Below are 373 nucleotides of genomic sequence, written 5' to 3'. Positions count from 1 at the left end.
CCTCCATATCTATAATCATCTTTAGAATAATCTTCAATATCTCTATAAAGCTCTCCTACAAAAAGTAAAGAGGTGTCAAAAGTATCTATATTGATTTTTCCAGTTTCATCATACGTATCTAGAGGAATAGATAAGTTATCTGGCTTAATTATAATTTCATTTAGAAGTACTTCACTTAAAACATTATTCTCCTTTACATATTTATAAGATGTTCCTTTATAATCTTTTAAATATACAACTTCAAGTTCAGGACTTAATCCAGTATTTGTTTTTATACTTACCCCTTTATTTATATCATCGACAGTTAAAGTTTCAGTAGTATTAAGCTTAAATATTGGAGATTGAACTGTTCTATTAGAAGAGTATCCTATAT

General features: G+C 26.8%; 1 protein-coding gene. It reads right to left on the bottom strand.

Annotated features, from left to right (window positions below; all coding sequences use genetic code 11):
* The coding region (locus tag GNY06_RS02890; RefSeq protein WP_166518724.1) for a hypothetical protein at window positions 1–373 on the bottom strand (373 nt) is incomplete at both ends.

This window comes from Elizabethkingia argenteiflava (genome assembly GCF_009904105.1).
GTDB lineage: Bacteria > Bacteroidota > Bacteroidia > Flavobacteriales > Weeksellaceae > Elizabethkingia > Elizabethkingia argenteiflava.
The sequence above is the reverse complement of the archived record's forward strand: the minus strand, read 5'-3'. Positions and strand labels throughout refer to the sequence as shown.